General features: G+C 69.6%; 33 protein-coding genes. 25 read left to right on the forward strand and 8 right to left on the reverse strand.

Annotated elements, in window-relative coordinates; all coding sequences use genetic code 11:
• The 6 genes from H7F53_RS14960 to H7F53_RS14985 all read right to left on the reverse strand — a co-directional run.
• A partial coding sequence (locus H7F53_RS14960) for a lysozyme family protein (protein ID WP_185680311.1) occupies window positions 1–736 on the reverse strand: 736 nt, incomplete at its 3' end.
• Between the two features lie 102 nt (window positions 737–838).
• A complete protein-coding gene (locus H7F53_RS14965) occupies window positions 839–1,174 on the reverse strand; it encodes a flagellar protein FlgN (RefSeq protein ID WP_185680312.1) in 336 nt (111 codons plus the stop codon).
• Complete coding sequence (locus tag H7F53_RS14970) at window positions 1,171–1,491, reverse strand: flagellar biosynthesis anti-sigma factor FlgM (RefSeq protein WP_185680313.1); 321 nt, start codon at window positions 1,489–1,491, stop codon at window positions 1,171–1,173. Before H7F53_RS14970 ends, H7F53_RS14965 begins: the two co-directional genes overlap by 4 nt.
• A 143-nt stretch (window positions 1,492–1,634) precedes the next feature.
• Window positions 1,635–2,147, reverse strand: a complete 513-nt coding sequence (locus H7F53_RS14975; protein ID WP_185680314.1) for a flagella basal body P-ring formation protein FlgA — start codon at window positions 2,145–2,147, stop codon at window positions 1,635–1,637.
• Window positions 2,148–2,198: 51 nt separating this feature from the next.
• Complete coding sequence (locus tag H7F53_RS14980) at window positions 2,199–2,624, reverse strand: hypothetical protein (RefSeq protein ID WP_185680315.1); 426 nt, start codon at window positions 2,622–2,624, stop codon at window positions 2,199–2,201.
• Window positions 2,621–3,304: a MotA/TolQ/ExbB proton channel family protein gene (locus H7F53_RS14985; RefSeq protein WP_185680316.1), complete on the reverse strand. Its 684-nt coding sequence runs from the start codon at window positions 3,302–3,304 to the stop codon at window positions 2,621–2,623. The genes H7F53_RS14980 and H7F53_RS14985 overlap by 4 nt, the downstream gene beginning before the upstream one ends.
• A 208-nt stretch (window positions 3,305–3,512) precedes the next feature.
• Between H7F53_RS14985 and flgB the strand changes: the two genes are divergently transcribed.
• The 14 genes from flgB to H7F53_RS15055 all read left to right on the forward strand — a co-directional run bounded on the left by flgB (window position 3,513) and on the right by H7F53_RS15055 (window position 13,843).
• Entirely contained in the window at window positions 3,513–3,860 is a 348-nt protein-coding gene (gene flgB, locus H7F53_RS14990; RefSeq protein ID WP_185680317.1) for a flagellar basal body rod protein FlgB, read from the forward strand.
• Between the two features lie 2 nt (window positions 3,861–3,862).
• On the forward strand, window positions 3,863–4,273 hold the full coding sequence (flgC, locus tag H7F53_RS14995) for a flagellar basal body rod protein FlgC (RefSeq protein WP_185680318.1): 411 nt from the start codon (window positions 3,863–3,865) through the stop codon (window positions 4,271–4,273).
• Entirely contained in the window at window positions 4,270–4,602 is a 333-nt protein-coding gene (locus H7F53_RS15000; protein WP_185680319.1) for a flagellar hook assembly protein FlgD, read from the forward strand. The genes flgC and H7F53_RS15000 overlap by 4 nt, the downstream gene beginning before the upstream one ends.
• Before the next feature lie 13 nt (window positions 4,603–4,615).
• Window positions 4,616–5,422: a flagellar hook-basal body protein gene (locus tag H7F53_RS15005; protein ID WP_185680320.1), complete on the forward strand. Its 807-nt coding sequence runs from the start codon at window positions 4,616–4,618 to the stop codon at window positions 5,420–5,422.
• Between the two features lie 34 nt (window positions 5,423–5,456).
• On the forward strand, window positions 5,457–6,197 hold the full coding sequence (locus H7F53_RS15010; RefSeq protein ID WP_185680321.1) for a flagellar basal body rod protein FlgF: 741 nt from the start codon (window positions 5,457–5,459) through the stop codon (window positions 6,195–6,197).
• Between the two features lie 14 nt (window positions 6,198–6,211).
• Window positions 6,212–7,000 (forward strand): flagellar basal-body rod protein FlgG, encoded by a 789-nt coding sequence (gene flgG / locus H7F53_RS15015; RefSeq protein ID WP_185680322.1) that lies wholly within the window; start codon window positions 6,212–6,214, stop codon window positions 6,998–7,000.
• Window positions 7,001–7,080: 80 nt separating this feature from the next.
• Complete coding sequence (locus tag H7F53_RS15020; RefSeq protein ID WP_343062098.1) at window positions 7,081–7,722, forward strand: flagellar basal body L-ring protein FlgH; 642 nt, start codon at window positions 7,081–7,083, stop codon at window positions 7,720–7,722.
• Between the two features lie 11 nt (window positions 7,723–7,733).
• Complete coding sequence (locus H7F53_RS15025; protein WP_185680324.1) at window positions 7,734–8,891, forward strand: flagellar basal body P-ring protein FlgI; 1,158 nt, start codon at window positions 7,734–7,736, stop codon at window positions 8,889–8,891.
• Window positions 8,888–9,208, forward strand: coding sequence for a rod-binding protein (locus tag H7F53_RS15030; RefSeq protein WP_185680325.1), 321 nt, complete (start codon window positions 8,888–8,890; stop codon window positions 9,206–9,208). The genes H7F53_RS15025 and H7F53_RS15030 overlap by 4 nt, the downstream gene beginning before the upstream one ends.
• A 2-nt stretch (window positions 9,209–9,210) precedes the next feature.
• Window positions 9,211–10,548: a flagellar hook-associated protein FlgK gene (gene flgK, locus H7F53_RS15035; protein WP_185680326.1), complete on the forward strand. Its 1,338-nt coding sequence runs from the start codon at window positions 9,211–9,213 to the stop codon at window positions 10,546–10,548.
• A 13-nt stretch (window positions 10,549–10,561) separates the two neighbouring features.
• Entirely contained in the window at window positions 10,562–11,476 is a 915-nt protein-coding gene (locus H7F53_RS15040; protein ID WP_185680327.1) for a flagellin N-terminal helical domain-containing protein, read from the forward strand.
• 54 nt (window positions 11,477–11,530) lie between these two features.
• Complete coding sequence (motA, locus tag H7F53_RS15045) at window positions 11,531–12,394, forward strand: flagellar motor stator protein MotA (protein ID WP_185680328.1); 864 nt, start codon at window positions 11,531–11,533, stop codon at window positions 12,392–12,394.
• A gap of 14 nt (window positions 12,395–12,408) precedes the next feature.
• Window positions 12,409–13,245: a flagellar motor protein MotB gene (locus H7F53_RS15050; protein WP_185680329.1), complete on the forward strand. Its 837-nt coding sequence runs from the start codon at window positions 12,409–12,411 to the stop codon at window positions 13,243–13,245.
• A gap of 97 nt (window positions 13,246–13,342) precedes the next feature.
• Window positions 13,343–13,843 carry an MGMT family protein gene (locus H7F53_RS15055; RefSeq protein WP_185680330.1) on the forward strand — a complete coding sequence of 167 codons (501 nt, stop codon included), beginning with the start codon at window positions 13,343–13,345 and terminating at the stop codon, window positions 13,841–13,843.
• Between the two features lie 224 nt (window positions 13,844–14,067).
• Here H7F53_RS15055 and H7F53_RS15060 read toward each other — a convergent pair whose 3' ends face one another.
• Window positions 14,068–15,129: a chemotaxis protein CheB gene (locus tag H7F53_RS15060; RefSeq protein ID WP_185680331.1), complete on the reverse strand. Its 1,062-nt coding sequence runs from the start codon at window positions 15,127–15,129 to the stop codon at window positions 14,068–14,070.
• Window positions 15,130–15,350: 221 nt separating this feature from the next.
• Here H7F53_RS15060 and H7F53_RS15065 point away from each other — a divergent pair, with 221 nt between their 5' ends.
• The 9 genes from H7F53_RS15065 to H7F53_RS15105 all read left to right on the forward strand — a co-directional run bounded on the left by H7F53_RS15065 (window position 15,351) and on the right by H7F53_RS15105 (window position 22,556).
• The gene (locus tag H7F53_RS15065) at window positions 15,351–15,614 is read left to right on the forward strand and encodes an STAS domain-containing protein (RefSeq protein WP_185680368.1); all 264 of its coding nucleotides are present in this window, start codon (window positions 15,351–15,353) and stop codon (window positions 15,612–15,614) included.
• The gene (locus H7F53_RS15070; protein WP_185680332.1) at window positions 15,611–17,815 is read left to right on the forward strand and encodes a chemotaxis protein CheA; all 2,205 of its coding nucleotides are present in this window, start codon (window positions 15,611–15,613) and stop codon (window positions 17,813–17,815) included. Before H7F53_RS15065 ends, H7F53_RS15070 begins: the two co-directional genes overlap by 4 nt.
• Window positions 17,815–18,681: a CheR family methyltransferase gene (locus H7F53_RS15075; protein WP_185680333.1), complete on the forward strand. Its 867-nt coding sequence runs from the start codon at window positions 17,815–17,817 to the stop codon at window positions 18,679–18,681. Before H7F53_RS15070 ends, H7F53_RS15075 begins: the two co-directional genes overlap by 1 nt.
• Window positions 18,678–19,730, forward strand: a complete 1,053-nt coding sequence (gene cheB / locus H7F53_RS15080; RefSeq protein ID WP_185680334.1) for a chemotaxis-specific protein-glutamate methyltransferase CheB — start codon at window positions 18,678–18,680, stop codon at window positions 19,728–19,730. Before H7F53_RS15075 ends, cheB begins: the two co-directional genes overlap by 4 nt.
• Before the next feature lie 10 nt (window positions 19,731–19,740).
• Window positions 19,741–20,289 (forward strand): chemotaxis protein CheD, encoded by a 549-nt coding sequence (locus H7F53_RS15085; protein WP_379542769.1) that lies wholly within the window; start codon window positions 19,741–19,743, stop codon window positions 20,287–20,289.
• Window positions 20,290–20,309: 20 nt separating this feature from the next.
• The gene (locus H7F53_RS15090) at window positions 20,310–20,681 is read left to right on the forward strand and encodes a response regulator (RefSeq protein ID WP_185680335.1); all 372 of its coding nucleotides are present in this window, start codon (window positions 20,310–20,312) and stop codon (window positions 20,679–20,681) included.
• A 24-nt stretch (window positions 20,682–20,705) separates the two neighbouring features.
• The gene (locus H7F53_RS15095; protein ID WP_185680336.1) at window positions 20,706–21,146 is read left to right on the forward strand and encodes a chemotaxis protein CheW; all 441 of its coding nucleotides are present in this window, start codon (window positions 20,706–20,708) and stop codon (window positions 21,144–21,146) included.
• 3 nt (window positions 21,147–21,149) lie between these two features.
• A complete protein-coding gene (locus H7F53_RS15100; protein WP_246438931.1) occupies window positions 21,150–21,455 on the forward strand; it encodes a hypothetical protein in 306 nt (101 codons plus the stop codon).
• A gap of 561 nt (window positions 21,456–22,016) precedes the next feature.
• Entirely contained in the window at window positions 22,017–22,556 is a 540-nt protein-coding gene (locus tag H7F53_RS15105) for a hypothetical protein (protein WP_185680337.1), read from the forward strand.
• A gap of 170 nt (window positions 22,557–22,726) precedes the next feature.
• Here the strand turns inward: H7F53_RS15105 and H7F53_RS15110 are convergent, their stop codons facing one another.
• Window positions 22,727–23,539, reverse strand: a complete 813-nt coding sequence (locus tag H7F53_RS15110) for a flagellin N-terminal helical domain-containing protein (protein ID WP_185680338.1) — start codon at window positions 23,537–23,539, stop codon at window positions 22,727–22,729.
• Between the two features lie 264 nt (window positions 23,540–23,803).
• Between H7F53_RS15110 and H7F53_RS15115 the strand changes: the two genes are divergently transcribed.
• Both H7F53_RS15115 and fliE read left to right on the forward strand, forming a co-directional pair.
• Window positions 23,804–25,105: a sigma-54 interaction domain-containing protein gene (locus H7F53_RS15115; RefSeq protein ID WP_185680339.1), complete on the forward strand. Its 1,302-nt coding sequence runs from the start codon at window positions 23,804–23,806 to the stop codon at window positions 25,103–25,105.
• The gene (gene fliE, locus H7F53_RS15120) at window positions 25,102–25,461 is read left to right on the forward strand and encodes a flagellar hook-basal body complex protein FliE (protein ID WP_185680340.1); all 360 of its coding nucleotides are present in this window, start codon (window positions 25,102–25,104) and stop codon (window positions 25,459–25,461) included. The genes H7F53_RS15115 and fliE overlap by 4 nt, the downstream gene beginning before the upstream one ends.
• The last annotated feature ends 1 nt before the right edge of the window (window position 25,462 follow it).

Genomic DNA, 25,462 nt, shown 5'->3' on the forward strand with positions numbered 1-25,462 from the left:
CGCCGGCCTCGCTGCCGGCCTGGGCCGCCGCCTGGGCCGCCTGGAAGGCGCGGGCGACGGGACCGCCGCTGGCGGTCGCACCGGCGGCGCCGGGCGCGGCAGGCGCAAAGGCGGCCCACTGGGCGGGATCGCCGCCCTCCATCGCCCCTGCCAGTCGGCTGCGCAGCAGGCCCATCACCTCGCCCAGCGAGCGCGGGGCCCCATCGGCGGCGAAAAAGATCGCGCGGTTGGTTGCCGCGGCGCCCGGCACGATCGAGGCCGCGCTCTGCCCGGGATCGACCGCGAGCGCCGAGAGGAACTGGGTGGCCCCGTGGGCGCCGAGGAAATGGGCGAGGTAGAGCTCGGACGCGTCGGGGGTGCGCCCCAGCGCGGTGCCGAGCGCCTGCTGGTTGTCGCCAGCGAGCTCCGCCGCCATCAGCGCGGAGACTTGCGGATCGTGGCGCAGCGCCATGATCTGCGCGCGCATCGCCGGATCGGCCGCGGCGGCGCTGGCCCAGCCGAGGCCGTGTTCGGCGCCGTGCTTCTTGAGCGTGTCGAGCCAAGTGCCGCCGAGGAACTGGTACAGCCCGGTCGCGCTGGACGTGCCGGCGCGCGCATGGGGATCAAGCCCGGATTCGAGCTTGGCCTGGGCCAGCAGGTAATCGAAGTCGACCCCGGTGGCCTGGGCGGCACGCGCAATGGCCGCGCGCGCCGCAACCTGCGGCGGTGGGACGGTAGTGGTTACGATCTCGCTCAAGCGACTTCCCCGGTTGCGTCGACCGCGGGAAGCCTTGCGCTCAGACCCCGCGACCATCGTCTGCGAGGCTAGTCAGCAAAGGTCGTGCCAAATTGGCTGGTGTCAGGCGTGCGACCCGGCGTAGGCATACGCCGGGCGGGCGCGATAGAGGGCGGGCGAGCCGACCAGGGCATCAAGCCGCTGGGCGACATTGGCCGCGATCAGGTTGCGAACCTGCCGGTTTACCTCGTTGAGACGGCGGGCCGCCTCGAGCAGCCCACGGCATTCGTCGTCGACTTCGGCTGGATCGTTGTCCTGCAGCAGGTCGCACAGACCCTGCTTGTTGACCGCCGCGCCCATGATGGCGTCGAGGTCGAGCCCGGCAAGTGCCTGCCGTTCCTCTTGCAGCACGGCAACCATCTGCCGCAAGCTGTCGCGCATCGTCTGGGTCTTGCTCATGCCGGGGTCCTCAGCAGCAGGCCGGCCGCGATCATGGCGTCGGCGATCTTGGCGGGGATGACGGGATAGGTGCCGGTCTCGATCGCGTGGCGGATCACCTTGACGCGCTCGACGTCGACCGGGGCTTGACCCGGGTCGAGCGCCTGGCTCGGCTGGAAGGTGGCCGCCGGGGTCGCGACCGCATCGGGTGTCGACCCGACCGCTGCCTGATCCTTGGCGCCGGCTGCCAGTCTGACAGTCCGCGCATCGATCGTGCCGACCTGACGCAACCCGGCGACGCCGGGGCTCGGGATGTTAGGGCTGGATTCGATAGGCATGGTGCCGCTCCGTGTTCTCCACAGGGGAAGAACGGTGGGCGCCATGCCAATTTAAGGGCTTCGGTAATTTTTTGCCGGATTGCGGCAAATTCCTGCCGCGCGCTTCACCTTTTTGCAGGTAGATCAACGGGTTTGACCCAGCTCTAGTCGCCCTCGAGCTGCACCTCGACCAGCCCCGGACGCACGATGCGGGCGCGCATCGGCTGGCTTCCGGCCACCGCCGAGCGCACCCGGATCCAGGTGCCCACCGCCCCGCCGTCAAGCGCTTCGCCCGGCTGCGAGATGCTGAAGCCGGGACCGCTGACCGCCACGGTCACACTTTCCCCGCGCAGCACCGCCGGGGTACTGGCCGCACCGACTGTCTGCAGCAGCGGCACGAACAGGCGCCAACTGCCAACATCCGGACATTGGACAAGCACGGTGTCGCGGCGCTGGCCATACCAGCCGATACTGAGCGGGTTGCGGCACGTGGCCAAGCGGAGCCGGCGGTCGACCGGCTGCGCTGCCCCCCCGGTCGCTCCCTGCGGCACGCCGGTGAACTGGGCGACGGCCGCATCGATCGCCGCCGGATCGGTGAAGGGCGCCGCCTCGGCAGGCGTGGCCGACAGGGCAAGGGGCACCAACAACAGGGTGGAGACAGCGGAGAGAGACTTCATGGCAGGCGTCCTCGAAGGGTCATGCCCGCAAGGAAAGCAAGGGCCGTGCCATCACCGCCCGCCAACATCCCAGGTCAGCGTCGCCGAGAGATCGTCGGTCGCAGCCGGTTCGACCACGATCCGCGTCGAGGGGGGCACGCGCGGCAGGTCGCGCAGCGCCGTCTCGGCCCGGGCAAAGGCGAGCTGGGCCCGCCCGCCGGTGTAATGCGCCACCACGGTCAGCCGCTGGCGGGGATCGAGTGTTTGCGAGGCCAGCCACTGCTGCAGGCTGGGCATGCCCGGACCGGCGCGCCAGACCGCGACCGGATCGGCCAGGGCGATGGCCGGCGGCGCCACCCGCGGCGGCGGCGGGGGCGGCGGCCGCACGGCGTGGACCTTCTGCTCGCGGGCGAGCGCTGCGGCGCAGACCATGAACAGGATCAGCGACAGGTCAGCCAACGCATATTGCCAGCCCACCCCGGCCCGGACCCGCATCATGCCACCCGGCGTGGTTCGGAGCGCGGCTCCGGGCGAGGCTCGCCCCGCCCGTCGCGCGGCGGGGGCAGGACCGCGCCGACCTGCTCGGACAGCCAGTCGATCACCACCTGCCGCTCACGCTCCTCGCGCTCAGCCGCGCGCTCGACCCACCGGGCCAGGGGGGCGAGCACGAGGTTGGCCGCCAGGATGCCGTAAAGCGTGGTGACAACCGCCATCCCGATCGCCCCAGTCACGGCATCACCCGTGGCCAGGTCGGCAGGCATGCGGTTGAGCGCAACCAGGGTTCCGGCCATGCCGAACACCGGGGCCAGCTCGGAAGCCTGGGCCAGCACGCGCACGCCGGTTTCGGCCTCGGCCCGGCGGGCCATGCTGTGGCGGGCATGCGCCTTGACCAGCGCCTCGAGCGAGCGGGTGTGGAACAGCACCTCGGTGGCTTCGGCCAGATCGCGGTCGTCCAGCTTGCGGGGATGGGCGCGCAGCAGGCCCTCGGCACGGATCTCGCGGACCTGGGGGGCCAGTTCGGCCCGCCCGGCATCGGCGCTGTAGCCCGGGCCCCAGGCCCGCGCCAGCGCCCGCGCCGTGGCTGCGACCTCGCGCAGCCCGCAGCGCAGCACGGTGGCGAGCGCGGTCCCGCCGAACACGATCAGCGCGGCGGTTCCATCGATCAGGGTCAGCGCCATCGTGCGGCAGGTCCTTCCATTGCCCCCCTAAGAACGGCAGCGGCGGCGAGGTTTCAGGCTCGTCACGGCGGAAATTTGCCGCTGCCCGGCAGCGCTTTGCCGCCCGATCCGGCAAGCGCGCCGCAAATGGCACCCCCGCAACATTTGGCACGACCCTTGCAAAACTTGGGCCCGAGGAGCGCTTGCCGCCCCCCACCGGAGAAACCCAATGCGTGAATCCCTGTTCGGCATCCATGGCACGGCCCTCACGCTGCGCTCGCAGCGCATGGGCCTGCTGACCTCCAACATCGCCAATGCCGCGACCCCCGGCTACAAGGCCCGCGACATCGATTTCGGGGCCGCGCTCAAGGCGGCGGAGGCCGGCCAGAGCGCCAGCCAGGCAGCAAGCGGCGCGATCCGCTACCGTGTGCCGACCATGCCCAGCATGGACGGCAACACCGTCGAGATGATGACCGAGCAGACCGCCTTCGCCGAGAACGCGGTCGGCTATTCTGCCACGCTGCAATTCATCAAGGGCCGCGTCGAGACGATCACGCGCGCGCTCAAGGGCGACTGACGATGCCCGGCCAAGCTCCGCTCTCGCTGTTCTCCCTCGCCCAGCGCAGCCTGTCCGCCCAGCTCGTGCGGATGAACGCCGCCGCCTCCAACCTCGCCAACGCCGGGACCGTCTCGGGCAGCGAGGCCGAAGCCTACAAGCCGCTCCGGCCCGTGTTCCAGACCGCCCTCGATCAGACCAGCGGCCTGGCCACGGTCGACGTCAGGGGCGTGGTCCGCTCATCGGCCGCGGCCGTGCGCGAACACAATCCCGACCATCCCCTGGCCGATGCCAACGGGGACGTCTGGACCGCCCCGGTCGATGAGAACGCCGAGATGGTCGAGATGCTCGATTCCTCGCGCCAGTACCAGAACCTGGTCGAGGCCCTGTCCACCGCCAAGCAGCTGATGCTCGATACGATGAGGATGAAATGACCACAGTAACCTCCACGGGCAGCACAGCGGCTGCCGCGACCACCTCGACCGCGACCACGACCAAGGCCAAGAGCGGCTTCGGCGCGATGGGCACGGCGGACTTCATCAAGCTGATGACCACCCAGATGCGTCAGCAGGATCCATTCAATCCGATGGATAACAAGGACATGCTGGCGCAGATGGCGCAGTTCTCCTCGCTGTCCGCGACCACCGACATGAGCACCACGCTCAAGGAAATCGCGACCAAACTCGACGCCGTCCTGACCGCGCAGCAGGCCGCCCAGGCCACGGCCGCGACCACCGCCGACACCACCGCCAAGACCGCCTGACGGGAGACCAACGATGTCCTTCTATACTTCGCTCAACGGCCTGAAGAACGCCCAGACCGAACTCAACGTGATTTCGCACAACATCGCCAACGGCGAGACCAGCGGCTTCAAGAAGAGCCGGGTCGAGTTCGCCGACATCGTCGCGGGCACCTCTTACACCAACCCGAAGATGATCCAGGGCATCGGCGCCTCGGTCGAGGCGATCAGCCAGAACTTCACGCTTGGGCCGATCGAGCAGACCGGCTCGGCGCTGGACGTCGCAATCAACGGCGACGGCTTCTTCGCCACGGTCAACGGCACCACCGGCCAGACCTATTACACCCGCAACGGCGGCTTCACGATGGATGGTGCAGGCTTCATCCACGACAGCTCGGACAACCGGCTGCAGATCTTCGCTTCGAACGGCAGCGGCGGCTTCGCCACCACCCCGAGCAGCGCCCAGGTGCCGGCAACGAACAACGGCGCCCAGTTCGCCGGGGTGACGGTCGGGGCCAACGGCAATGTCGTGGCCTCCTACGCCGATGGCACCAACGTCACGATCGGCAAGGTCGCGCTGGCCAGCTTCGTCGCGCCGGGTGGGCTCAAGCAGGTCGGTTCGTCGAACTGGACCGCCACCGGCATCTCGGGCGCGGCGATCTACGGGCAGCCGGGCAGCGGCCAGTACGGCGAGCTGCTGTCGGGTGCGCTCGAGCGCTCGAACGTCGACATCGCCGAGGAGCTGGTCGGCCTGATCACCGCGCAGCGCAACTTCCAGGCCAATGCCAAGGCGATCGATACCGCCACGCAGATCTCGCAGACCGTGATCAACCTGCGGACCTGATCCCAGCCCTGACCACGCCTGACGGAGCCCGCCGATGGACCGCCTGATCTTCACCGCCTTTTCCGGCCTCAACGCCTCGATGGTGCGCCAGCGGGTGATCGCCAGCAACATGGCGAACACCCAGACGGTCGGCTATCGCGAAGATACGCTGCAGTTCACGCCGATGACCCTGAAGGGCAACAGCCTCGAGGTGCGCGCGCTGAGCGACAGCGAGGTGCGCGGGGCCAACATGGCCCAGGGCTCGCTGACCGAGACCGGGCGGCAGCTCGACATCGCGATGGTCGGCCAGGCCCTGCTCACCGTGCAGGCCCAGGACGGCCAGGAAGCCTATACCCGGCGCGGCGATCTCACCGTCTCGGCCACCGGCGTGCTCGAGAATGGCGACGGCCGGCCGGTGATGGGCGAGAATGGCCCGATTACCGTCCCGCCTGGCGGGCGTGTCAGCATTGCGCCCGACGGGCAGGTGCTAGTGCGCGATCCGGCCACGCCCGATGCGCCGCCCAACCGGGTCGACCGGCTCAAGCTCGCCACCCCGGCCGGCACGCGGATCGAGAAGGGCCTCGACGGCCTGTTCCGCGTCTATGGCGGTGGCACCCTTCCGGGCGATCTCGAGGCCAGAGTGGTCCCCGGCTCGCTCGAGCAATCCAACGTCAAGCCTAGCGAGGTCCTCGTCCAGATGGTCGAGGCCCAGCGCCTGTTCGACATTCGCACCAAGCTGATCAGCACCGCCAAGGACGTCGACGAGTCCAGCGCGGCGCTGATGCGCGTCACCTGACGGAGTAGTACCCCATGCCTTCCAGCGCCCTTCACGTCGCCCGCACCGGCCTCGAGGCCCAGGACCAGCGGATGCGCGTGATCGCCAACAACCTGGCGAACGTCGGCACCACCGCGTTCAAGCGCGACCGCGCCAACTTCGCCACCCTGGCCTACCAGGACGCGCGGGTCGCCGGCCAGCAGTCGTCGAACGAGACCGCCTATGCGACCGGGCTCAACCTCGGCACCGGCGTGGGGGTCCAGTCGACCACCCGGATCGAAAGCCAGGGGACGCTGCAGACCACCAACAATGCGCTTGATCTCGCGCTCGACGGCGAGGGCTACTTCCAGGTCACGCTCCCTGGCGGCGCACTCGCCTATACCCGCGCCGGCAACTTCAGCCGGTCGGCGCAGGGCCAGCTCGTGACCGCACAGGGCTATGTCGTCCAGCCGGTGATCACCATCCCGGAAGGCGCCGCCGCAGTAACCGTCAGCAACGACGGCACGGTCTCGGCGCTCGTCCCCGGGCAGGCCGTGCCGACCCAGCTTGGCCAGATCACCCTCGCCAGCTTCGTCAACCCCGGCGGGCTCAAGGCGATGGGCGACAACTTCCTGACCGAGACCGCCGCCAGCGGCCAGGCCCAGATCGGCATCGCCGGAACCATCGGCCGCGGCAACATCCGCCAGGGCATGCTCGAGGCCTCGAACGTGAATGTCGTCGAGGAGCTGGTCGACATGATCGAGTGCCAGCGCGCCTACGAGGTCAACTCGAAGATGATCTCGGCGGTCGACGAGATGCTCCAGAACGCCAACCAGACGCTGTGATCGCCATGACCCGCCCGCTCCGCCCGTTTCGTCTCCGCCCGCTTCGTCTCCGCCCGCATCGTCTCCGCGTAGCCGCGCCGGTGGCGGGGCTGCTCGCCCTGGTCCTCGCCGGGCCTGTTCTGGCCGGCAAGCCCAAGCCCGGTTTCGACGCCAGCCTGCCAACTATCCCGGCCGCGCCGGCGCGCCCGACCGGTGCGATTTTCGACGCCGGGCTTGGCTATGCCTCGCTGATCCAGGGCACCGTCGCGCGCCGGGTCGGCGATCCCGTCACGATCCTGCTGATCGAGAACACGATCACCAACAAGGCGGCGGGATCGCGCACCGAGCGCAACGGCGCCTTCTCGGTGACCCCGCCATCGGCGGGTCCGCTGTCATTCCTTGACCCCAATGCCCTTAATGCTGGCGGCCAATCGTCGTTCAAGGGCGATGGCAGTGCGACGCAGACAAGCCAGTTCAACGGCGCGGTGGGTGTCACCATCGCCGAGGTCCGGCCGAACGGCACCGCGCTGGTCAGAGGAGAAAAGCGCTTGCTGCTCAGCCAGGGCCAGGAATGGATCCAGTTTTCAGGGATCGTCCGGCTGATCGACATCGATCAGCAGAACCAGGTTCGTTCGAACCAGGTGGCCGACGTGCGCGTGGAGTATGCCGGCAACGGCTCGGTCCAGCGCGCCAGCCGCGAGGGCTGGCTGAGCCGCTTCTTCAACCTGATCGCGCCGTTCTGATGGTGACCGTGATGACCGCTGCCCACCCCGTCACGCCCCGCACCGCGCGGGACACGCTGCGCCGCAGCCTGGCCCAGGCGCTGCGCTGGCTGCTGCTGTGCTGCGCCCTGCTGCTGATCTCCGCCCCCGGCCATGCCGAGCGCGTGCGCGATCTCGGTGCCTTCCAGGGGGTGCGCTCGAACCAGCTCACCGGCTATGGCATCGTCGTCGGCCTCGACGGCACCGGTGACGACAATCTCGAATACCTGACCCAGGCGATGCGCGGCACGGCCGGCCGCTTCGGCGTGCAGCTGCCGCCGGGGATCTCGCCCGGGCTGAAGAACGCGGCGGCGGTGCTGATCACGGCCGACCTGCCGGCCTTCGCCAAGCCCGGCCAGCACATCGACGTCACCGTCTCCGCGCTCGGCCGGGCCAAGAGCCTGCGGGGCGGCGCGCTGATTCTGTCGCCGCTCTACGGCGCGGACGGCCAGATCTACGCGATGGCCCAGGGCAACCTCGCGGTCGGCGGGCTCGGCGTGTCGGGCCGCGACGGCTCGAAGCTCTCGGTCAATGTGCCTACGGTCGGCCGCATCCCCGAGGGGGCGAGCGTCGAGCGCGCGGTCGAGACCGGGTTCGACAGCGGCGCCGAGCTGCGCTGGAACCTTTATCATGCCGATTTCCTCACCGCCGCGCGGGTCCGCGACGCGATCAATGCGCGCTATCCCGGAACCGCCCGGGTCGAGGACGGCGTCACCCTCGCCCTCGCCCTCCCGGCCGCGACCGATACCCGCGCATCGGTGATGGCCGCGATCGAGATGCTCAGCGTGGTCCCCGCCGAGACCCCGGCCAAGGTGATCGTCAACAGCCGCACCGGCACGGTGGTGATCAACAGCGCGGTGCGCCTCGCCCCGGCCGCGATCAGCCACGGCAAGCTGGTGCTGAAGGTGGACGAGAAGATCCAGGTCAGCCAACCCGCACCGTTCAGCCAGGGCCAGACCGTGGTGACGCCGCAGAGCCAGGTCAGCGCCGAGGAGGACGGCAGCCACCTGATCCTGACCAAGGGCGGCGCCTCGCTCGCCAAGGTGGTCGATGCGCTCAACCTGCTCGGGGTCGGGCCGTCGGATCTGGTCGAAATTCTCCAGGCGCTCAAGCAGGCCGGCGCGCTCAAGGCCGAGATGGAGGTGCTATGACCCCGCTCCCGTCCGTCAACACCGCGCTGTCGCTGCAGCCCCGCGGGCCCAGCGACCGCGAGAAGCTGGCCCAGGCGGCCAAGCAGTTCGAGGCGATCTTTGTCCGCCAGATGCTGGCCAGCGCCCGCGCCGCCAAGCTCGGCGGCGACGATCCGCTGTTCGGCGGCCAGGCGCTCGACACCTTCCGCCAGATGCAGGACGAGCAGGTTGCCGACATTGCCGCGAACAGCGGCGCGTTCGGCTTCGCCAAGTCGCTCGAGACCCAGCTCGCCGCCGTGGCCGGGCTGGCGCCGGCCACCACCACGAAGGCGCGCTGAGCATGGCCTCCGACCTGCTCTCGATCGGCCGCAGCGGCGCCCAGGCGGCGCGTATCGCGCTCGACGTCACCGCGCAGAACATCGCCAACGCCTCGTCCGAGGGCTATGTCCGCCGCTCGGCGCGGATGGCCGAGGTCGCGTCCTCCGGCGGCTTCGGCCGGATCGGCGACGTTTCGCTCTCGGGCGTCCGGCTCGATGCCGTGGTGCGCAACGCCGATCTGTTCCGCCAGGCCGAGGTCCGCCGCACCGGCGCCGACGCCGCGCGCGCCGCGGCCGAAGTGGCCGGGCTGGAGAACACCGAGGCGGCGGTCGAACAGTCGGGCGTCTACGATGCCATGGTCAAGTTCGAGGGCTCGCTGCAGCAGCTCGTCGGCGATCCGACCTCGGATTCGTTGCGGGCCAGCGTGATCGAGGATGCCCGCACCCTGGTCGGCACCTTCAACATCGCCGCCAACGCGCTGGATTCGGTCGGCACGGGGCTGCGGTTCGAGGCGCAGGACGGGGTCAACCAGGTCAACATCCTGGCCAGCCAGCTGAGCCAGGTGAACCTGCGCCTGGCCCGCGCCGCCGATGCCAGCAGCGATCAGACCGCCCTGCTCGACCAGCGCGACAGCCTGCTCCAGCAGCTGTCAAACTATACCGACGTCACCACCACCATTGCAGTCGACAACACGGTCACCGTGCAGGTCGGCGGCACTGGCGGCGAGACCCTGGTCCAGGGCGGCACCGCCACGGCCCTGGCGATGACCACCGGCACGGACGGGACAATCAGCTTCAGCGTCGGTGGCACCGCCGTGTCGCTGGTCGGCGGCTCGCTCGCCGGCAAGAGCCAGGCCCTGACCAAGCTTGCCGCGGTGCGCGCCAACCTTGATGACATCGCCGACGGGGTGATCGACACGGTCAACACCGCCCAGGGCAATGGCCGCAATCTGGGCGGCGGAACCGGCCAGCCGATGTTCTCGGGCAATTCCGCGGCGACCATGGCGCTGGTCCTGACCAGTGGCGCCGGGATCGCCACGGCCCCGGCCGGCGCGCTCGCCAACAGCCGCGATCCGGGCAACCTCAATGCCCTGCGCGCCGCGCTGGATGGCGAAGATCCGACCGGCAAGCTCGATGCCCTGCTGTTCGACATCTCCGGCACGGTCGCCGGCCGCAAGGTCACGCGCGATGCCCTGCAGACCATCGCCAACACCGCGTCGGTCAGCCTGCAGGCCCAGGCCGGGGTCGATCTTGACCAGGAGGCGGTGAACCTCGTGCGCTACCAGCAGGCCTTCCAGGCCTCGGGCAAGGTCATGCAGACCGCCAAAGACATCTTCGAAACCCTGCTCGCCATCCGCTGAGGACTAGACTGCCATGCCCATCGTCAGCACCAGCACCAGCGCCTTCTACGATCGCTCGACGATGGACATCGCCGATCTGCGCAAGCGCGCCGAAGGGCTCCAGGCCGACCTGTCGCGCGGGCAGCGGATCTCGCGCTCATCCGACGATCCCGTCGGCGCCTCGCGGCTGCGCCAGCTGCAGCGCGCCGAATCGCTGTCGCAGATCGACATCACTAACGCCGCCAAGGCCACGTCGGACCTGCAGCTCACCGATGGCGCGCTGAGCTCCCTCGCGGACTACGTGATCCGGCTGCAGGAGCTGACCACCCAGGCCGCCAGCGGGACGATGACGGGCAGCATCCGCGCCGGCATCGGCACCGAGATCGAGGCGATCCGCAACAATATCATCCAACTGGCCAATTCGCGCGATTCGGCTGGCAATGCGCTGTTCGGCGGGCAGTCGTCGGGTGCGGCCTACACGGTCGATAGCGCCGGCAACGCGAGCTACCAGGGCACGGCCACGGCCGGCGACCTGCCGCTCGGCGACGGCCAGAACGTGACCCGCGCGCTGACCGGCCCCGAGGTGTTCGGCACCACCGGTGGTCCGAACGACCTGCTCGCCCAGCTCAAGACGCTCGCCGACGCGCTCAAGGCCGGTGGCGCCGGCGCGCAGCAGGCGGCCCAGGACGGGCTCACCGCGCTGAGCCAGAGTCTCGACACCATCACCACCGCGCAGACCGTGGTCGGCAGCCGGCTCTCGTGGATCGACCTGACCACCGAGCGCCGCACCAACCTGTCCGAACTGCGCGCCCAGGAGGAAAGCGACGTCGGCGGGACCGACATCGCCGCCACCGTGGCCAAGCTGCAGGAGACGATGACCGTGCTCGAGGCGAGCCAGGCCAGCTTCACCAAGCTGGCCGGGCTGTCGCTGTTCCGCCTGCTCAACTGACCGCCGCCCCTTCCCGTCCCTTCCGCCGTGACGCTCTGACAGGAATCCAATCGCATGTTCGCTGGTATCGGTATCGTTGTCCTCCTGGTCATGGTCTTTGGCGGCTTCGCCATCACCGGCGGTGCGCTGGGCCCCGTGATGCACGCGATTCCCCACGAAATGCTGATCATCGGCGGCGCGGCGATCGGCGCCACGATCACCGGCAACTCGATGCACGAGCTCAAGCTGATCGGCGGCGGCTTTGCCAAGATCTTCAAGGGCCCGCAGCATACCAAGCAGGACCACATCGACGCGATCATCCTGGTCACCCGGCTGATGAAACTGCTCCGCTCGGAAGGCCCGGTCGCGCTCGAATCGCACGTCACCGATCCCAAGTCGTCGGCGCTGTTCGCTGAATTCCCCCGGCTGCTGGCCAACCATGCGCTGGTCGACCTGATCTGCGACACCCTGACGCTGATCGTGGTCAGCTCGGGCACGCTCGAGGTCCATGCCGTCGAGGAGGTCATGGACAATGCGATGAAGACCCACTTCCACGAAATGCACGAGCCGCAGCACGCGCTGCAGACGCTGGCCGACGCGCTCCCCGCGCTCGGCATCGTCGCGGCCGTGCTCGGCGTGGTCAAGACCATGGGCTCGATCGACAAGCCGCCGGCGATCCTCGGCGGGATGATCGGTTCGGCGCTGGTCGGGACCTTCATGGGCGTGCTGCTGGCCTACGGCATGGTCGCGCCGATGGCGGGCCGGCTCAAGCAGGTGATCGACCAGGACGAGCAGATCTTCCACGCGGTCAAGCAGGTGATCATCGCGAGCCTGCACGGCTGGCCGCAGCCGCTGGTGGTCGAAAGTGCCCGCTCGGGCCTGGGCCACGCCTTCCGGCCGGGCCTGTCCGAGCTGCTCGACAGCCTGCGCGGCCGCTAAGGGAGCGCTGAACCATGGCCGGACCAGCCAAGCGCGGCAAGAACGAGCCGCCGCCGCCGATCATCGTCAAGAAGGTCACGGTCGTGGCCGGCGGCCACCACGGCGGCGCCTGGAAGGTCGCCTATGCCGACTTCGTGACCGCGATGATGGCCTTCTTCCTGCTGATGTGGCTGCTTGGCGCCACCACCGAGAAGCAGCGCAAGGGCATCGCCGACTATTTCACCCCAACGCTGGTCAAGATGCGTCAGGACAGTGCCGGCTCGAACGGCCTGCTGGGCGGCAGTTCTATCACCGATGTGGATAATTATCCGCACAAGATGGGCCAGACCGGCACAAAGGCCATGACCATCCCGCGCGATACCACCGGCGGCCCCAAGGAGGGCGCGGCCAAGGTCAAGCGCATGCAGCAGAAGCTGGCCGAGAAGATGGCCAAGTCCGCAGCGCTGCGCCGGCTGATGAGCCAGGTGAAGATGGTCCAGACCGCCGAGGGCATCCGCATCGACCTGGTCGACAATGCCAACTTCTCGATGTTCCGGCTCGGCACGACCGTGCTCACCCCCGATGCGGCGCAGCTGCTGATGGCGCTGGGCCAGACGATCTCGCCCGAGCCCGGCACGCTGATGATCCGTGGCCACACCGATGCCGTACCCTACCGGCAGGAGGGCCAGCTCGCCAACAACTGGTCGCTCTCGGCCGGACGCGCCGAGGCCACCCGCCAGTCGCTGATGCGCAACGGCATCCGCGAGGACCGCTTCAAGCGGATCGAGGGTGTGGCCGATCGCGAGCTGCTGATCCCCGACAACCCGCAGGACCCGCGCAACCGCCGGATCTCGATCGTGGTGGCAAGCTGAGGCCGCCGGACAGACCGGACCAGACCGGGAACAAACCCGTCTTATTCACCCCGTGACGGGGCTGCGCTAGGGCTGCACCCGACAAGGGAGAACGCAGATGGCACGACGCAAGACGGCCCTGGAACACCTGCAGAACGGACGACAGCCACACATCGTCGAGATGATCCCGCCCGGCGCGCCGGGCTTTCGCGAGGCACAGGGCGGAGCCATGGTGGTCTCGTCCCCGGCCGAGGTCGATGACCTGGTCCGCCGGCTGCGAAGGGGTGAACTGGTGACGCTGGACGACCTGCGCGCCGCGCTGGCCCGCCGGCATCGCGTGGCCGTCGCCTGCCCCGTCTCGACCGCGATCTTCCTCAACATGGCCGCCCGCGCGGCCGAGGAACGGCGCGAGATGGGCGTCCCGGCGGACACGCTGACCCCATGGTGGCGGGTGCTCAGGAAGGGCGGCTTCCTCAACCCGAAATTTCCGGGGGGCACCGACCTCCAGGCCGAGCTGCTGGCGGCCGAGGGGATCCGCGTCTCGCCGCTCCGGAAGCAGCCCGCGGTGTTCGACTATCTGGAGCTCCGCCCGCGCGACCCGCTCGAGGACCGGGGATAAGACGCAGCTAGCGCTCCGGACGTCCTGCCGCTGGGCGGGCGAAGGCGACAAGGCGCGCGGCGGGCGCTCTGCCAGTGATCGATGCCGTCATCCGTGCCACCGGCAAACCCGCGGCTCGCCGCCTGCGGGCCGGGTGGCCGTGACACAGCAAGCCCGCCCGGCACAGGGCCGGACGGGCTTGCTGGTTATGCCCTGCGGACAGTGCCGGTACGGTCGGATCGGCCTCAGCCGGTAAACGTGCCCGAAGTGCTGCACTTGCCGAGGATCGCCGCGGCAAGCGCCTCGAGCGCGAGGGGCTGCTGCACCGCGCCGGCAGCGATCGCCGCGGCCGGGGCCTCGCCCACGGTCGCCGTCGCCGGATCCTGGGCGAAGGTGGCGGCGCCGGCATCGCGCAGGAGCTTGAGCCCCTTGGCGCCGTCCTCGCCCATGCCCGTCAGCACGGCGCCGACGGCGGGGACACCGGCGCGGGCCATGGTCCCGAACAGCAGCGTGGCCGAGGGGCGGGCCCCTTCGACCGGATCGCGCGCGACCAGCCGCACCTTGGGGGGCTGACCGGCCTCGATCAACGCGTGGCAGGCGGGATCGGCGGCAATGTGGATGGTCCCCGGGGTCAGGGCGGCGCCGTCGGTCGCGGCCTTGACGGTGCAGGGCAGCTGGTCCGACATGCGGTTGATGAAGGCATCGACCACCATCGGCTCGAGCCCGAGCGTGATGATCGTTGGCGGGCACTGGGCCGGCCAGGCGGCGAGCAGATCGCCCAGCGCGTCGATCCCGCCCATCGAGGCGGACAACGCGACGACATGCCCGTTCCAGTCGAACTGCACCTCGCTGGCCGCGGCCACCTTGGCCTCGGCGGCGCGCTTGCGGGTGCCCGCATCCTTGACGTTGCTGTTGGCCGCGGCGAGCACGATCTTGCCGAGCTTGCCGACGGTCTTGGCGAACTGTTCCGGGGTGGCCTTGAGCGGCTTGGGGAAGCATTCGACCGCGCCCAGCTCATAGGCCCGCAGCGAGGTATCGGTGCCGGCCTGGGTAAGCGAGCTGAGCATCACCACCGGCATCGGCTTGTCCTCCATGATCTCCTTCAGGAAATCGATCCCGCTCATCCCGGGCATCTCGACATCGAGCGTCAGGACGTTGGGCTTGAGCTCGACAATCTGCTTGCGGGCCTCGTCGGCGCTCGCCGCTGTCCCTACCACGACCACGTTCTTGGTCTGGTCGAGCAGATCGGAAAAGAGCGCGCGCATCGCAGCGGAATCATCGACGACCAGAACTCGAGCTTCGTGCATGGAATCACCTTGTCAAACCGGCCCCCGCACGGGCGGGGCTCACGGTCTGTCTTTACGATCGCAAATCATTCCATCCGCTTGCCCGAGCCCACGCAAAGTTCCTTAACAGGAGGGTAATTCAGCCTTTGCGAGGCCTTTTCTATGAAGGGGGACCACGCCTTGCCCCCGGTCCTGCCGGTGGCCGGGTCCTGAAAGACTTTTTGGCCGAAAACAGGGGCATGATGCAGACTATCACCCTTCCTGAACGTTGCGACCGGGCCGCCGCCGAGGTGCTGCTGCCCGAGTTCGTGGCCGCCATCGGCAGCGGGCCGCTGCGGATCGATGGCACGGCCACGCGCCAGTGCGGCCAGGCCATGCTGCAGCTGCTGGTCAGCGCGCGGCGCACCGGCGAAGGTACGCGGATCGATCCGTCGCCCGCGCTGATCGATGTCGCCCTGCTCACCGGGCTCGATCGCGAGCTGTTCGACGAAGGGGTCGCGGCATGAACCCCGAGGAAATCCAGGGCATCTTCTTCGCCGAGTGCGACGAATCGCTGCAGGCCGCCGAGGCCGGGCTGGCGGCATGCCAGGCCGGCACCCATGACGGCGAGACGATCAACGCGATCTTCCGTGCGGTCCACTCGATCAAGGGCGGCGCAGGGGCTTTCGGGTTCGAGGCGCTGCAGGGTTACACCCACGTCTTCGAAACGCTGCTGTCCGATGTGCGCGACGGCACCGTGACGCTGACCGCCCCGCTGGTCGATCTGCTGCTGCGCGCGCTCGACACGCTGAGCGACCACGTCGCAGCCGCCCGCGGCGAGGGTGACACCCCGGACGATACCCGGCTCCTGGCCGAACTCGAGGCCGCCCAGGCGCGCAACGCTGGCAACCCGGCGCCCGCTGCCGCCGCTGCTCCCGTCCCGGCACCCGCCCCCGCACCGGCCGCTTCGGCCCCGGTGACCATGGGCGATGACGACAACGGCGTGGCGGTCGATCTCGATTCGCTGCTCGATTCGCTGTCGGACGATCTCGCTCCGGCTCCGGCCCAGGCTACAGCTCCGGCCCCGGCCGAGACGGCTCCGCGCGAATGGCTGGTCCATGTCCGGCCCCATGCCGGCGCGATGACCAACGGCGGCGAGCCGGTACTCCTGCTGCGCGAGCTGGCCCGCCTCGGCGGCCGCTGCGTGCAGGTTGATTGCGGCGAGATTCCCCCGCTCGATCTGCTCGACTGGCGCACCGGCTACCTTGGCTGGACCTTCGCCATGCCCGGCACGGTCGACGAGGCCGAGGTCCGCGACGTGTTCGACTTCGTCGGCGACGACTGCGGCGTGACGATCGGCCAGGACCAGCCGATGCCGCGCGTCCAGCATCCCGCCCCGCCGGCGCCCGCCGTCCCCGCGGCGACCAGCACCGCGGCCGCGATCCCGGCCGGCCCGGCCAACGATGGCCCCGGCCAGCCGGCCGGCGAGCCCGCTCAGGCCGCCAGCAATGCCCCGGCCCCGCCCGCCCCGCCGGTCGCCGGCCAGTCGATCCGCATCGATCTGGTCAAGCTTGACCGGCTGATCGACACGGTCGGCGAGCTGGTTATCGCCCAGGCCATGCTGGCCCAGCGCCTGTCGAACGAGAACGTCACCGCGATCGAGGAGCTCGGCATGCTCGAGACCCTGACGCGCGACATCCAGGAAAGCGCGATGGCGATCCGCGCGCAGCCGATCGGCTCGGTCTTCAGCCGCGTGCCGCGCATCCTGCGCGAGCTGGCCGCAACCACCGGCAAGCACGTCCGCCTCGAGGTTTCGGGCGAGAGCACCGAACTCGACAAGACCGTGATCGAGAAGCTCGGCGAACCGCTGACCCACCTGATCCGCAACGCGGTCGACCACGGCATCGAGACGGCCGAGGAGCGCGTCGCCGCCGGCAAGCCGGCCGAGGGCACGGTCTCGCTGTCGGCCGAGCATCGCTCGGGCCGCATCCACATCCGCATCGCCGACGACGGCAAGGGCATCGACCAGCAGCGCGTGCTGGCCAAGGCGATCGAGAAGGGCATTGTCGCCCCCGACGCCCAGCTTTCGCGCGAGGAGATCGATCACCTGATCTTCGCCCCGGGCTTCTCGACCGCGCAGCAGGTCTCGAACATCTCGGGCCGCGGCGTGGGCATGGACGTGGTGCGCCAGGCCGTGAAGGATCTGGGCGGCCGCATCACCATTGAGAGCGAACAGGGCAAGGGCACCGCCTTCATCCTGACCCTGCCGCTGACCCTGGCGATCTCGGAAGGCATGATCATCAACGTGGGCGACCAGTCGCTGGTCGTGCCGCTGGCCAATGTGGTCGAAAGCCTGCGCCCCGGGGCGGGCGAGGTGAAGGGCCTCGGCGTCGGCCGCGCGATGCTCAACGTCCGCGGCAAGTTCCTTCCGATCCTGCCGCTGCATCACCTGGTTGGCGCCAGTGGCGAGCCGGCCTCGCCCGAGAACGGCGTGCTGATCGTGGTCGAGACCGAGGCCGCCGGACAGGCTGCGCTGCTGGTCGATGGCATTTCCGACCAGCGCCAGTTCGTGATCAAGAGCCTCGAGACCCACTACCGCTCGATGGAGGGCGTCGCCGGCGCCACCATCCTCGGTGACGGCTGCGTCGCGCTGATCCTCGACGTCGACAGCCTGGTCGCCAATGCCGCGACCACCCTGCTGCGCCAGACGCTGCGGGACGCCGCCTGATGCTGGCCGAAGATCTTTCGGGGGCGCTCGCCGGGATCAGTCCCGGCGTGTACGGCGCGCGCGACTTCGAGGCGATCAGCCAGATCGTCTATCGGGGCGCGGGCATCGTGCTGCCGCCCTCGAAAGCCATGCTGGTCTATTCGCGGCTGGCCCCGATGGTGCGCGACACCAACTGCGGCACCTTCGCCAACTACGTCCAGCGGATCGAGCAGGACCCCGCCGAGCGGACCCGCGCGATCGAGGCGCTGACCACCAACCACACCTTCTTCTATCGCGAGGCGCATCACTTCGAGCACTTCGCCGCCGAGGTCCGGGCCGACCTGCTCGCCCGGATCGCGGCACGCGAACCGGTGCGGATGTGGAGCGCCGCATGCTCGAGCGGTGAGGAGGTCTGGTCGCTGGTGCTCACCCTGCTGGGGCCCGATCGCGCCGAAGCCCGCCGGATCATCGGGTCGGACACCCTGGTGCTCGCCACCGACCTGGCCAGCCACGTGATCGCCAAGGCCACTGCCGCCAGCTATGCGGCGAACGATCTCGAGCCGATCCCGGCCGCGCTGCGCACGCCCTGGACCGAGGTTCGCGGCGATCGCGCGGTGATTGCCGCCGAGGCGCGCAACCTGGTGCGCTTCAAGCTGCTCAACCTGCTCGGCGAATGGCCGCTGTCGCGCCCGTTCGACGTGATCTTCTGCCGCAACGTGATGATCTATTTCGATCAGCCCACCAAGGAGCGGCTCGTCGCCCGCCTCGCCGCGCAGCTGCGCCCGGGCGGCTTTCTCTACATCGGCCATTCCGAGCGCGCCACCGGCCCCGCCGAACGCGACCTCGTCCAGGTTGGGCCGACCATTTACCAGCGGAGGGCTGCATGACCATTCGAGTCGTCGTCGTCGAGGATTCGCCCACCATGCGCGCGATCCTGATGGCGCGCCTATCGGAAGAACCGGACATCAAGGTGGTGGCGACCGCCGCCAACGCCGCCGAGGGGCGCGAGCTGATCCGTCAGTTCGACCCCGACGTGGTGACTCTCGACATCGAGATGCCGGGCATGAACGGGCTCGACTTCCTGGACAAGATCATGGCTCTGCGCCCGACCCCGGTGATCATCATCTCGGGCGCTACCCAGGAAGGTGCTGCGACCACGGCCGAGGCGCTCGCCCGCGGCGCAGTCGCCTGCTACGCCAAGGCCCAGGACGGCAGCGCCTTCAAGGATTCGCGCCTGGCCGACATGATCCGCGAGGCGGCACAGGTCCGCTTCCAGCGCCCGGCGCCCGGCGCGGCACGCGCGCCTGCTCCGGCCCCGGCCGCCCCGGCGCCCAGCAATGTCACCGCGATGCCGAAGCGCACCGCCCCGCCCAGCCTGGTCGCGATCGGCTCGTCGACCGGCGGGGTCGAGGCCCTTCATGCCGTGCTCTCGGCCTTTCCGGCCAACTGCCCGCCGACGGTCATCGTCCAGCACGTCAACGCGCGCTTCGCCCCGTCGATCGCGCAGTCGCTCGACCAGGCCTGCCCGCCGCGCGTGCTGATCGCCGAGCCCGACATGCCGCTGCGCCCCGGCCACGTCTATCTGGCTCCCGGCGATGACCGCCACCTGACCGTCTCGGGCAGCGCCAACGGCTATCATGCGCGGCTCCGTGCCGGTCAGCCGATCAGCGGCCATCTGCCGAGCGTCGATGCGCTGTTCCTCTCGGTTGCCGAGAAGGTCGGCGCCGCGGCGGCGGGAATCCTGCTGACCGGCATGGGCAGCGACGGCGCCCAGGGGCTGCTCGCCATGCACCGGGCCGGGGCGCTGACGATCGCCCAGGACGAGGCCACCTGCACCGTGTTCGGCATGCCGCGCGCCGCCATCGCACTGGGCGCCGCGGGCATCATCGCGCCGCTCAACAGCATTCCTTCCCAGCTTTTCCGGATGGCGGCGTAATCCGATGAACATGATGACCCCGCCTCCGCCGGGCACCTTGCCCACCACCCGGCTCACCGTGCTGCAGGGCCAGGCCCGCGTCAGCGCCGGGCCGCGGGTCGAATTCTCGACCGTGCTCGGCTCCTGCGTGGCGACCTGCCTGTTCGATCCCGAGGAGCAGGTCGGCGGCATGAACCACTTCCTCCTCGCCGAGCCCCCGGCCGGAGGCCACGAGGTCGACGAGCATTACGGCGTCTACCTGATGGAGCTGCTGATCAACGAGATGCTTGCCAACGGTGCCGCCAAGCACCGGCTGCGCGCCCATCTGTACGGCGGCGCCAACCTCTATCCGGGCATGGCCCAGATCGGCAGCGCCAACGCCGCCTTCGCCAAGACCTTCCTCCAGCGCGAACGCATCACGCTGGTTCGTGAGGACATGGGGGGCAAAAGTGCCCGCCGCGTCGATTTCCGCCCCGCCTCCGGCATGGTCCGGTGCCGGACCGTCGCCAACACCCTTGCCCCCGAGGAACGTCCGGTCGCCCGGCCGGTCGCCGCGGCGGGCGAGGTCGAACTGTTCTGACCTGCCGAGTGAGTGTGACCATGACCAAAACCACCCGCGTACTGACGGTGGATGACAGCGCGAGCATGCGAGCGCTGCTCAACCACGCCCTGACCACCCACGGCTTCGACGTGGCGCAGGCCGATGATGGCCAATCCGCGCTCGAATGGCTGCAACTGAACGAGGTCGATGTCGTCATCACCGACATCAACATGCCTCGGCTCGATGGCTTCGGCCTGATCGAGGCGTTGCGCAATGGCACCCGCCATCGCGACCGCCCGATCCTGGTCCTGACCACCGAGAGTTCGGACGAGAAGAAGAATCGGGCCCGGCAGATGGGCGCGACCGGCTGGATCGTGAAGCCGTTCGACGCCAGCAAGCTGGTCGCTGCGGTTCGCCGCGTCTCGCACTGATCCGCCTACCCAAGGAGAACGTTCGTGCTGCGTGAACTCATCACCTTCCAGGTCGAGGGGCAGGTCTTCGCTCTCGACATCATGGCGATCCGCGAGATCCGGGCCTGGACTCCGGCCACCCGCCTGCCCCGCGTGCCCAGCTATGTGGCAGGCGTGGTGAACCTTCGCGGCACGGTGCTGCCGGTGATCGACCTGGCCGCCCGGCTGGGCTGGACTCCGGTCGAGGCCACCCCGCGCCACGCGATCATCGTCACTCAGCTGGGCTCCCGCCAGACCGGGCTGATCGTCGAATCGGTGAGCGACATCGTGACCATCGACACCGACACACTGCAGGCCCCCCCGGCCACGGCGGACAGCTCGGTGCTGCCCTTCCTGCAGGGGCTGGCCGCGCTGGACGACCAGATGGTCATGGTGCTCGATCTGACCGCGCTCGCCGACAACGAGACCCTCGAACTGGCAGCTTAAGTGATGGTCCAATCCCTGAGCCCGGGAACGGCCCCCGCGCCTTCTCCGGCGCCCCACCTTAAGGCCGCCGCCGACATCCTGTCGGAGCTGGCGGTCCAGGTGGAGGCGCTGGGAGCGCGGCTCTGCGCCGATCCCGACGTGGTCACCCGGCATATCACCGAACTGCAGGCGATCGACCTGATCGCCCAGAAGCAGCTCCACCTGGCCGAGCTGTTGACGGCCGACTGCCCGCGCGCCGCGGTCGAGGCCATGCGGATCGAGGAGGTCAAGCGCCGCATCGGCATGGCCTTGCCCGGACAGCCCGACTAGCCGCTCCCTGACGCCATCCCGCCTGTGCCCGCCTATGCGGGAATACTTAGCAAAATGGATGGATCTCCAGTTGTTGTTCCCCCTACGGGCGTGAGACGCTGCATCTAGCGATCACCCTTGGGGGGGACGATCTCGATGTCCGATGCGCAGACCCGCAAGGCCCGGCGGAAAACCGGTGCCGTACGCCGTCCGGTCCGGACGGCCAAGCTCTCTCAACCCGCTGATCCGGCCGGCCGCGGCCGTGCCACGCACTTGGGCGCCCCGGCGGCGCCGGTGGCCTTTCCCGCCGAGATCAGGGTGCCGCCGCATCGCGGAGCCCTGATCACGACGGCACCTCCGATCGCCCCGGTCGCTGCCATGGCGCAGGGTCAGTCCGCAGCCCCGACCCCTGTCCCGGAAGCGGGTGCAACCTCGCGGCGTAGATCTGCGACCAAGCCGGGCGGGGCCGCGCCGCGTCGCGCTTCCACGGCGGGCAAGACCGCCAGGCCGCGGCGGAAACGCACGGCGGACAGCACGTCCCCCACGGCTGCCGCACCACGCCGCAAGGCCGCCGCTCAGGCAGTGGGCGGCGCACCCAAATCGCCGCGCACCAAGCGAACCCCGGCCGCGGGCCGCCCGGCGATTCCTCTGGCCAGTGCGTCGGAACCGCTCGTCATCGCACCGGTCGCCCCTCCGGCCGCCAGCGCGCGGCCCGGCAGCGGGATCACCGCCGGGCCGATCGACCAGCCCGTGACCGGCGCGCCGACGGCGCCGGCGACCGCCGCACCGCTGCCGACCCGCCCGACCGGCCGGGCCCTCGTGCGGCAGGATCTGGGGGTCGTCGCGCGCGTCGTGGCCTGGCTGGGCCGCCTGCTGCCACGCCGGCGCAAGGCGGCATTGCCGCGTGCGCGCACCCGGCTCGAGCGCAGCGCCGCTCCGGGCACGGGCGCAGCGCCCGATCCGGCTCCTGCGCCTGCTTCCCCCGCAGGGCAACCAGAGACCACAGCCGAGCTGACCCGGCGCATGCTGCTGCAGCTGTCGGCCGAAAACGAGCGGCTGCGGCGCGAGGTGGACGCGCTGCGCAGCCGGGCCGAACGGGCGGCCCTCACCCGCCAGACCTGACGACGGACGTGGACAGGCCCGGCGCATGCAGCACAACGGCGCCGGAAGTTGCCTTCCGACGCCGCCATGACGGGACCATGTCGCAGCCCTCCCGCGATCCGGATGCCCGAAGGCCCGGCGGCGATTGGCGCGCCGCCGGGCCAGACGCCCGGGAGAGGGCGGAGGGCAGATTAGCGCAGCAGCGAGAGCACGTTCTGCTGGCTCTGGTTGGCCTGGGCGATCATCGCGGTCGAAGCCTGCGAGAGGATCTGGGCCTTGGCCATCTGGGTCGTTTCGGCCGAGTAGTCGGTGTCCTCGATCCGCGAACGGGCGTCGGACAGGTTGGTGATGTTGTTGGTCTGCGAGTTGATCGCCGATTCCAGACGGTTCTGGATCGCACCGAGGTCGGCACGGCGGCTCGAGACGAGGTCGATCGCGGTGTCGATGTCGGCCAGTTCCGTACCAGCGAGGGCGGTCAGGTCAACGGCGGTGGCGGCAGCCGAGAGATCGGCGAAGGCAGCCGAAGCGTCGACCGTGTCAGTCGCATTGGCGCCGGTCTGGATGGAGACCGTGCCGCCGCCGGCGTTACCGTCGAACAGGGTGTTGCCATTGAACTGGGTGTTGGTCAGCACGTCGGTCATCTGCGCCTGCAGCGCGGTCACTTCCGAGTTCATGCGGGTGCGGTCGTCGTCCGAATAGGTGCCGTTCGAGGCCTGGACGGTCAGTTCGCGGACACGCTGCAGCATGTTGGCGACTTCACCCAGCGCGCCTTCAGCGGTCTGCGCCATCGAGATGCCGTCGTTGGCGTTGCGGATACCCTGGGCCATGCCCTTGATCTGCGAGGTCATCGAGGTGGCAATGGCGAGGCCGGCGGCGTCGTCCTTGGCGCTGTTGATGCGCTTGCCGGTCGACAGGCGCTCCATCGCAGTACCCAGCATCTTGCCAGCATTGGTCGAGGCATTGGCAGCGCGGATCGCGCTGATGTTCGTGTTGATAACCGACATGGTCTACTCCCGTATACGTTCCGAGGATGATCCCGGCCGAGAAGGTCCCGGCGCCGACCGGCCCATCCGGTGCGGCAACCGAGGCTAAGAGCGGCAACCAGCCGGCAAGTTTAAGCCGGGGCGGCAAGGCAACCGGCAAGAAGCTGCCGGAAACCACGCGTTTCCCCATAGGTAAATATCCAAGGACTTAAATTACCGAAGCCTTTGACGTTCACGCGCCAAAAAGGGGCCACAGGATGGTTAATCCGCTTGGGGTCTCGATCAATGTCCGCTCTTGAATTTTCTGCTGCCACTGCTGCCAATCACGCACCGCTGGTCCAGCGCGCCGACGGCATTTTCGCTGCGATCGGCTCAGGACCGGGTATCCTCCTGGCCGATCGGACCGAGGCCGGACGGGCCCACGTGCGGCTCACGCGCGGTCCGCGCCCGGCGCTTCGGCGCACCGAATCGGGGATCGAGCTCGACTATGTCGACGGGGCCAGCGAAACAACGCTCGCTGCCCTGCTCGCCGCTGCCAGCCCCGCCGGCCTGCCGATCGCCGCCGATACCGAGAGCCTCTCGGTCCTGGCCCTGGCCGAGCGCCTTGCGGCCAGCGACATTCCGGTCCTGATCAACGGGCCGACCGGCACCGGCAAGGAGGTGCTGTCGCGCTTCATCCATACCCGCAGCCCGCGCCGCGACGGCCCGTTCATCGCGGTCAACTGCGCCGCCATGCCCGAGGCCATGCTGGAAGCGCTGCTGTTCGGCCACCAGAAGGGCGCCTTCACCGGCGCCACCGGTGCATCGGAGGGTTTCTTCCGCGCAGCTGACGGCGGCACCCTGCTGCTCGACGAGATCGCCGAGATGCCGCTGTCGCTCCAGGCCAAGCTGCTGCGCGCGCTGCAGGAGGGCGAGGTCGTGCCGATCGGGGCCACCCAGCCGATCAAGGTCGACGTCCGGATCATCGCCTGCGCCAACCGCGACCTGCCGCTCGAAGTTCAGGAGGGCCGGTTCCGCGCCGACCTGTTCTATCGGCTCAACGTCTTCCCGCTGGCCCTGCTGCCGCTGCGCGAGCGCGGCGAGGACATCGCCCCGCTGGCCTTCGCCCTGCTGCTGCGCCACGCCGCGGCCGGGCAGCCGGTGCCCTGGCTGTCGGAAGCCGCGCTGACCCTGCTGAAGGCCCATTCCTGGCCGGGCAACGTCCGCGAGCTCGAGAACGTCATGCGCCGCGCCCTGCTGCTGGCCGGTCAGGCCGACGAGATCGCACCCCATCACATCCACTTCGACGGGATCGCCCGGCTGGTCGAGGCCGGCGCTGTCGCCGGCGGCGGCCTTGCGGCTGCTCCCGCAGGTGGCCTGCCCGCCGGCTCGATTCCAGTCCCCGTCCCCGGAGCCGGCGGGCGCACCCTTTCGAACATTGTCCAGATGCACGAGGCCCGCGCGATCATGCAGGCGCTCGCCGATTGTGGCGGCAGCCGGGTCGCGGCGGCGCGGCGGCTCGGCATCTCGGAACGCACCCTGCGCTATCGGCTGGCCTCGTTCCGCGACGCCGGGCTTGAAGTGGCCGCGGCAGGCGCCCGGCGATGAGCGGGATCAACGGCATCGGCGGGGCGGGGGGTCTCCAGCAGATCCTCGCCATGCGCCAGCAGATCATCGATCGCTCGAACCTGCTCCAGCAGGTCAAGGATGCCGCTCCGGCCGCCCAGCCCGCCGAGGGCCAGGGCGACGGTTTCGCCGGGGCGCTCAAGGATGCGCTCGACGGGGTGAGCGCCACGCAGCGCAAGGCCTCGGAGCTCTCGGCCGCCTATGAACGCGGCGAGGAAACGGATGTCGCCAAGGTGATGCTCGCCCGGCAGGAATCGAGCGTGGCCTTCGAAGCGACGCTGCAGGTGCGCAATCGCCTGCTGTCCGCCTACCAGGACATCATGCGGATGGGGGTCTGAT

This window comes from Novosphingobium piscinae (assembly GCF_014230355.1).
In the GTDB taxonomy this organism is placed as follows: Bacteria; Pseudomonadota; Alphaproteobacteria; order Sphingomonadales; family Sphingomonadaceae; genus Novosphingobium; species Novosphingobium piscinae.